The organism is Bartonella sp. AA126HLJHH (genome assembly GCF_042197425.1).
Lineage (GTDB): Bacteria > Pseudomonadota > Alphaproteobacteria > Rhizobiales > Rhizobiaceae > Bartonella.
On the sequence record NZ_JBHIRU010000113.1, the window covers coordinates 1 to 769 of the forward strand.

General features: G+C 39.5%; 1 pseudogene. It reads left to right on the plus strand.

The features are described from left to right. Positions 1 to 769, plus strand: a pseudogene (locus ACFIQC_RS10020) (filamentous hemagglutinin); the annotation flags it as partial.

Sequence of the window (769 nt, forward strand, 5' to 3'; positions counted from 1 at the left end):
ACAGCTAGATGTCGCACCGCTTGAGGATATATTGCGTAATCGTTTAGGTATGAGAAATAAATGGGTAGATGAATGGTTTGATATATGGGATGGGGTTCGTAAAATGGCATTTTATGTTGACCATCCAGTAGGTGAGGTTGCGCATGATGAAAATGGCAATGTCCTCTATTTAACCGATGAAAATGGAAAACCTATAAAAGGCCGTGATGGAAAATATATCACTCTGTATCACTTTTTAAAGCCAGAGGAAGAAAAGCATTTACAAAAAGGCCCTAATGGTGCTGTTTATATGTTCTACAATGGCATTTTTAATTCACCAGATGATGCTGCGGGTAATGCTGTCCAATTGGCTGTTAATAAAAATGGTCCCCTTTATTTTACATATTTTCCCCAAGCTGATGATGTGCTGGTAGAATTAGGGGTAGCATATTATCAAAAGTTTTGGGAGGGTAGCACTTGGGGATTGAGTAATTCGACCAAGAAGTTCCAAGATTTTATCTATCGTTATGGCAATGACAATGCTATTGTTAGTGGGCATAGCCGGGGTACCTTAACAATACGCAATGGAGCAAATGACTTGCAAGAACATGGTATCCACAGTGTAGCCAAGAAAACAGACTTCTATCTTGTTGGAGCGGCTGCTCACATGCAATCGATGGCCAATACAGTAGATTATCTAAGCGATGGCGAAAAAAATTATATCTACATACAAGGTCATATGTTAGACCCCATTAGTACAGTGATTGGTTACAATTGGCCTACGGCTTAT